The 5,996-nt window shown below is 49.7% G+C and carries 6 protein-coding genes; 5 read left to right on the forward strand and 1 reads right to left on the reverse strand.

The genetic code is table 11. The features are described from left to right. Nucleotides 1-355: serine hydrolase domain-containing protein (locus BVJ53_RS09315; RefSeq protein WP_137295985.1), on the reverse strand; the 355-nt coding region annotated here is incomplete at its 3' end. Between the two features lie 176 nt (nucleotides 356-531). Between BVJ53_RS09315 and BVJ53_RS09320 the strand changes: the two genes are divergently transcribed. From BVJ53_RS09320 to BVJ53_RS09340, 5 genes are all read left to right on the forward strand, one after another. Then, the gene (locus BVJ53_RS09320) at nucleotides 532-1,266 is read left to right on the forward strand and encodes a class I SAM-dependent methyltransferase (RefSeq protein WP_129302173.1); all 735 of its coding nucleotides are present in this window, start codon (nucleotides 532-534) and stop codon (nucleotides 1,264-1,266) included. A gap of 85 nt (nucleotides 1,267-1,351) precedes the next feature. Further along, nucleotides 1,352-2,104, forward strand: coding sequence for a gamma-glutamyl-gamma-aminobutyrate hydrolase family protein (locus BVJ53_RS09325; RefSeq protein WP_129302174.1), 753 nt, complete (start codon nucleotides 1,352-1,354; stop codon nucleotides 2,102-2,104). Between the two features lie 299 nt (nucleotides 2,105-2,403). After that, the gene (locus BVJ53_RS09330; protein ID WP_129302175.1) at nucleotides 2,404-3,747 is read left to right on the forward strand and encodes a glutamine synthetase family protein; all 1,344 of its coding nucleotides are present in this window, start codon (nucleotides 2,404-2,406) and stop codon (nucleotides 3,745-3,747) included. A gap of 73 nt (nucleotides 3,748-3,820) precedes the next feature. Beyond that, on the forward strand, nucleotides 3,821-4,948 hold the full coding sequence (locus BVJ53_RS09335; RefSeq protein WP_129302176.1) for an amidohydrolase family protein: 1,128 nt from the start codon (nucleotides 3,821-3,823) through the stop codon (nucleotides 4,946-4,948). A gap of 2 nt (nucleotides 4,949-4,950) precedes the next feature. Next, the coding region (locus tag BVJ53_RS09340) for an APC family permease (RefSeq protein WP_137295986.1) at nucleotides 4,951-5,996 on the forward strand (1,046 nt) is incomplete at its 3' end.

The raw sequence follows: 5,996 nt of genomic DNA on the forward strand, positions 1-5,996 counted from the left end.
TTTTGGCATAATCGACTAAAAGTAGTTCAGTGTAGTCGGGAATGCCACTTGCCATGTGCAGCATTTGGCGCAAGGTGATCTGCGTGGCGTATCGATATTCTGGTAGGTAGTCCGACAACGGCGCGTCAATATTCAGCGCGCCGGCCGCGTTCAACAATAACACACTGTCGGCCGTAAACTGCTTGCTTAATGATCCCAAGCCGCTTGTCGTATTGAGTGTGAACGGCACCTGTTTCGCAAAATCTGCCATGCCGTTTTGCCAGTATGACAATAGTCGATTTGCGTCAACTAAAATAGTGGCGCCGTTTAGATGATATTTCTCATTAATCGCTTGATAGCCATTCAAGTCTCTCACGAAAAGGCCTCCCTGTTGATTGAGGCAACGATAGCATGCGTGGCAACGATTTTCAAACGCAGAGGTCATTGCAATCAAGAATGATGGTTTTGTGGTAATTTTTCATTGCGGCCGAAGTTGCATCGATATGCGTTGACTGCGATGATGGGTCTTAATCAACGAAGGAGGAAACACAGATGGCTGCGATTTATGATGATCCGGATTTTTTTAAGGCATACAGTCAAATGGACCGCTCGAAAAAAGGTTTGGTCGGAGCGGGTGAGTGGCATGATTTGAAGGCTGTCTTGCCGGACTTTAATGGCAAACGGGTGCTGGATCTTGGTTGCGGTTACGGCTGGCACTGCCGCTATGCTGCTGATCATGGGGCCAAAAGTGTGCTAGGGATCGATACGTCAGCCAAAATGCTTGCTAAGGCCACTGAGCTGACGGATGACGAGCGCATCTCGTATCGCCAGTTGGACATGCAGGACATGGATCAATTGCCAGAGAAGTTTGATGTTATTTTGAGTTCGTTGGCTATTCACTACATTGATGACTACGCCGGACTCGTCGGCAAAATCAGTGACAAATTGCCAGTTGGCGGGCGGTTTGTCATGTCAGTGGAGCACCCAATTTTCACGGCCCAAGGTGATGAGGAGTGGGTTACCGACGATCAAGGCCACAACTTGTACTGGCCGGTCGATCGCTATTTTGACGAGCGTAAACGGGAAACCGACTTCTTGGGTCATCGAATCAAAAAACACCACCGGACGTTAATGACGTACTTGAACACTCTGATTGACCATTGTTTGCGACTGGACAGCGTGATTGAGCCAACGCCGACGCCTAAAATGGTCAAAACCATTCCCGGCATGGCGGATGAATTGCGTCGGCCGATGATGTTGATTGTTGCAACGACCAAAACGGCGTAAACGATTGTGCTTCTCTATTGCCACCAACCCTTTCACGGCGTATACTCGGGAAATTAAAACTAAACCGAATAGAGGGAAATCGCTCGTGAAACTAAGAATTGGTATTCCCACAGACGAACTGATCGAAGTCAATCCCGTGATGCCGAATAATCATCCCGCTTATGTGCCGCATGATGTCAAGGAGGCGTTTATTCACCTTGGTGCGCTCCCGCTTGTTTTGCCGTTCCCTGATGATGTCAGCCAGACTGAACAGCTGGCGCAGGGTGATATGGCTTTAGTAGATGGGCTCATGCTGCCAGGCGGTCCGGACGTGGATCCAACGCTCTATGGCGAGGAGCCACATCCCAAGATCGGCATGACATTATATCAAAAGGATTTGTTTGAGATTGCGTTGATTAAAGCGGCATTGGCAGCTAACAAGCCAATCTTTGGCATTTGCCGCGGCATTCAGATCATGAATGTCGCGATGGGTGGCACATTGTATCAGGATCTTGAACAGCAGTATCCTGATTTGCAAATCCAACATCCCCAAGCCACATTGGGTCAGTTTGCGACCCACCATGCCGAATTAGCGGTTGGTAGTCGCCTCGCCGCTCTTTACGGCAAAGAAACGATTAAAGTCAATTCGCGCCACCATCAAGCCGTTAAAACGGTAGGTAAGGGCCTCAAAGTGACAGCCGTTGCGCCGGATGGTGTGGTCGAAGGAATGGAGTCTACGGAAAACGATCTGTTCTTAGGTGTCCAGTGGCATCCCGAGAATATGTGGCAGCAGGAAGATCCGCAACAGCTCGTTGTTTTCGAGGACTTTTTGAAACGTGTTGCGGCTCATCAGAAGTAGCCTTGCGAAGTTTGTTGGTTAGCGAACAGGATCAGTTTACTGTCGATTGCAGCCAGAAATAACATGTCGATCGTGCTTGATAAAAAGTCGTCTCGTTTATGAGACGACTTTTCTGTTATGAGACGGTTTTTCTGTATGTTGCGTCACAGACATTTTGGCAAATGAGTGTAAAAAGCAGCAAAAGCAATTTTCAGAAAATCTTTTCTTTTAGCTAGAATCATGTAAGATTGAAGCCGAACAGCATTGACGAAACGCTTGTTGTTTAATAGCGTGGTTGGGTCATGCAAGGAGGAATCGGAATGAACAATGAAGCCGTTATTGAGGAGCTCACGGAAAAGCAGACCGAGCTGATTGAGTTTTTGTACGTCGATTATAACGGGCTGACACGGGGAAAGGTGATTCCACTGGCCAGCCTGAAAGCCAAGTTAGCTGACGGGATCGGTTTGACCAAAGCAACGCTGAATGTCAACGAGCGCGATACCATTTTGCCGGTGGCCGACATGACGCCGATCGGGGAATTGCGGTTGGTCGGCGATCCTGCATCGGCACATGTCTTACCATACATACCGCAAGTGGCGACGATGATGGGCGATATTTATAATCTGGACAAAACGCCGTATGCTTCTGACCCGCGCACGATTTTGAAACAGGTGGTTAAGCAGTTGGCTGATGCGGGTTTCACCGTGAAAATGGCTTATGAAAACGAATTTGAGTTGTTTACCGGTGATAAGGATCATCGCGCACCGGCCATGCCGCGGGTGGCCTTTTCAACAGAGTCGATGGATTTTGCCTATCCGTTCATTCTTAAAACGATCAATCAGCTGCAACAAGTCGGAATTATGCCCAACGCGTATTATCCTGAAGGCGGCATAGGGCAGCATGAATTGAGTATGTTGCCGCAGGATCCAGTGACCGCGGCGGACAATGAAGTGATTTATAAACGAATTATCAAAAATACAGCTAAGGACTTTGACTTGTATGCCTCGTTTGCGCCAAAGCCGCTGGTTGATTCGGCCGGATCCGGCGCGCATATTCATTTGTCGTTGTGGCGCGGCCAAGATGACGCCTTTTTCGATGCCGATGCGGCGATGCAGCTGTCTAAGACGGGGCAGTATTTTGTCGGCGGTGTGCTGAACCATATTCGTGGGTTGCTGGCGTTGACCTGTCCGTCAGTTAATTCCTATCAGCGGTTGGCGCCGGGACACTGGAGCAGTGCCTATGCGACGTATGGCAAAGATAATCGCGAGGCCGCGGTGCGAATTCCGTCAACGGCGTGGGGCGATCCAGCCAGCTCGATGAACATTGAGCTGAAGGCGAGCGACGCCACAGCGAATCCTTACTTAGCGTTTGCCGGTTTGCTGGCAGCGGGGCTGGATGGCATTCAAAACCAGACGCAGCCCGGCGATTATTGTGACGTCGATCCGGCCACGTTAAGCGAATCCCAGCGCAATGAGATGGGGATTCACCGCTTGCCGCAGACCTTGAGCCAGGCGGTTGACGCTTTTGTGACTGATTCACTTTTTCAAAAAGTCTTCGGATCGCAGCTGATTGATGCTTATGCCAAGATCAAGCGGGAAGACGATCAATATTATAGTAAGCTGCCGTTGGAAAAAATTGCGGCACTGCACCGTGAACTTTACTGAATGAATCTATGAAAAGCTGATTTCGGTCACCGTGTTTGATCGCCGTGACCACTGTGCATGAGGAGGATTTATGTTGGACGACCTAACTGAATTTGTCGACCAAGTCCCATTGTTGGACCATCACTGTCATTTTTTGATTAACGGAAAAGTGCCGAATCGTGATGAGCGGTTGGCACAGGTATCAACCGAGGCGGACAATGATTATCCGCTTGCCGACACCAAAAATCGGTTGGCGTATCATGGCTTTTTAGCGTTGGCCAAGCAATTTGCCCTTGATGCCAAGCACCCGCTGGCAGCGATGAATGATCCGGGCTATGCAACGTATAATCAGCGCATTTTCGGCCATTACCACTTCAAAGCGTTGTTGATTGATACGGGGTTTGTGCCTGATGACGCGATTCTTGACTTAGATAAAACGGCCAAGCTAACCGGTGTGCCGGTGAAGGCGATTTATCGGCTGGAGACCCACGCTGAAACGTTTATGTTGCAAGCGGACAATTTTGCCGCTTGGTGGCAGGCGTTTAGTCAGGATATTCAGCAGGCAAAGGCGCATGGCTATGTCGGCTTCAAATCGATTGCGGCTTATCGCGTGGGCTTGCACATCGAGCCGGTCAACCTCATGGAGGCTGCTGCAGGATTTGATACTTGGAAAAATTCGGGAGTTAAACGGTTAACCTCCAAGCCGCTTATCGATTACATCCTGTACCATGCAGCGCCGTTGATCATGGCGCAGGATCTGCCCTTGCAATTTCACGTTGGCTATGGCGATGCGGACACGGATATGTATCTGGGTAATCCATTATTGATGCGCGATTTCCTGAATGCCTTTACCAAAAAAGGACTCAAGGTTGTGTTGCTGCATTGCTATCCGTATCATCGCGAAGCCGGCTATTTAGCCAGTGTTTTCCCGAATGTTTATTTTGATATTTCGTTGCTGGACAATCTCGGCCCCAGCGGCGTGCAGAGTGTGTTTGACGAAGCAGTCGAACTCGCACCTTATACGCGACTGCTGTTTGCTTCCGATGCCAGCACGTATCCAGAAATGTATGGTTTGGCCGCGCAACAATTCAAACAGGCACTGATCGGGCATTTTGCTTCTTTGCCATTTGTCGATCTGGCGCAGAAAAAGGCCTGGATCAATGCGATTTGCTGGCAGACAGCGGCCAAGCTTTACCACCAAGAAGAGGAGTTTATGAGTTAATCATGGAAAAACGTAAAAAGTTAACCTTGCTTGAGGTCTTCGGACTCTCAATCGCGATGGTGGCGCCAACTGGGGCGATGTCATTTAATACGGCAAGTGCAGCTGCCAACGGCGGTATCAACATGCCAATCGCTTTTTTACTTGGCGGCATCGGGGTCTTGTTTGTGGCGATTTCGTTTGTGGAACTGGGCAAGCGGATTCCTGGTGATGGCTCGGCTTACGCATATAATGCCAAAGCGCTTGGCGAAAAGGCCGGCTTCATTTCCGGCTGGTTACTGGTATTGACGTACGTGACGTTTGTCTTTAGTTCCGGCGCCATTGTCGGCAATTTTGCCAATGTCTTTCTCAGTCATTTAGGCTTGCATCTGCCGGTGAATCTCTACAATATTTTGGTTTTGTTGCTTGGTGGCTGGCTGAGTCATAAGGGGATTGAATTTTCGACGCGCCTGACGCTGGTACTTGAATTGCTGGCGGTGTTGGTTTTGAGCGTGTTGACGGTCGTGATTATTTTCTCCGGCGGTCGCAGTGGCAACTCGGTGCAACCGTTGATTCCGCAGCCGCATATGGCGACCGGTTTAGGCATGGGTATGGTGTTTGCGCTGATGTCTTTTGCCGGCTTTGAAGGCTCAGCGACGATTGCGCCGCGAGCCACCAATCCGCGTAAAGCCATTAGTATTGCCTTGCTGGGTGCTGTGAGTTTTGCGGCAATTTTCTATTTTCTGGTCAGTTACGCTGAAGTGATCGGTTTTGGTTCCGCGCACATTGGCGATCTTGCCAAAAGTACGGCACCGATGAACTTTTTGGCGACACATTATCTGGGGACTAATGCTGCGATTTTTATGGATTTTGCCGCAATGGTCAGCTACTTTGCCTGTTATTTCGGTGCACTTAATGCCGGCGCGTTCATGCTGGAAGCACTTAGTAAAAGTGGGTATCTGCATCCGTGGTTGGCTGCGGAAACCGGCGACAAGCAGACGCCGACGCATGCACTTGATAGCATTACCGGGCTGGCATTGATCGTGTATGTGATTTTTGCGATCGGTTTGGG

Origin of the sequence: Lacticaseibacillus chiayiensis, from assembly GCF_004123795.1 — a bacterium.
GTDB classification, from domain to species: Bacteria; Bacillota; Bacilli; order Lactobacillales; family Lactobacillaceae; genus Lacticaseibacillus; species Lacticaseibacillus chiayiensis.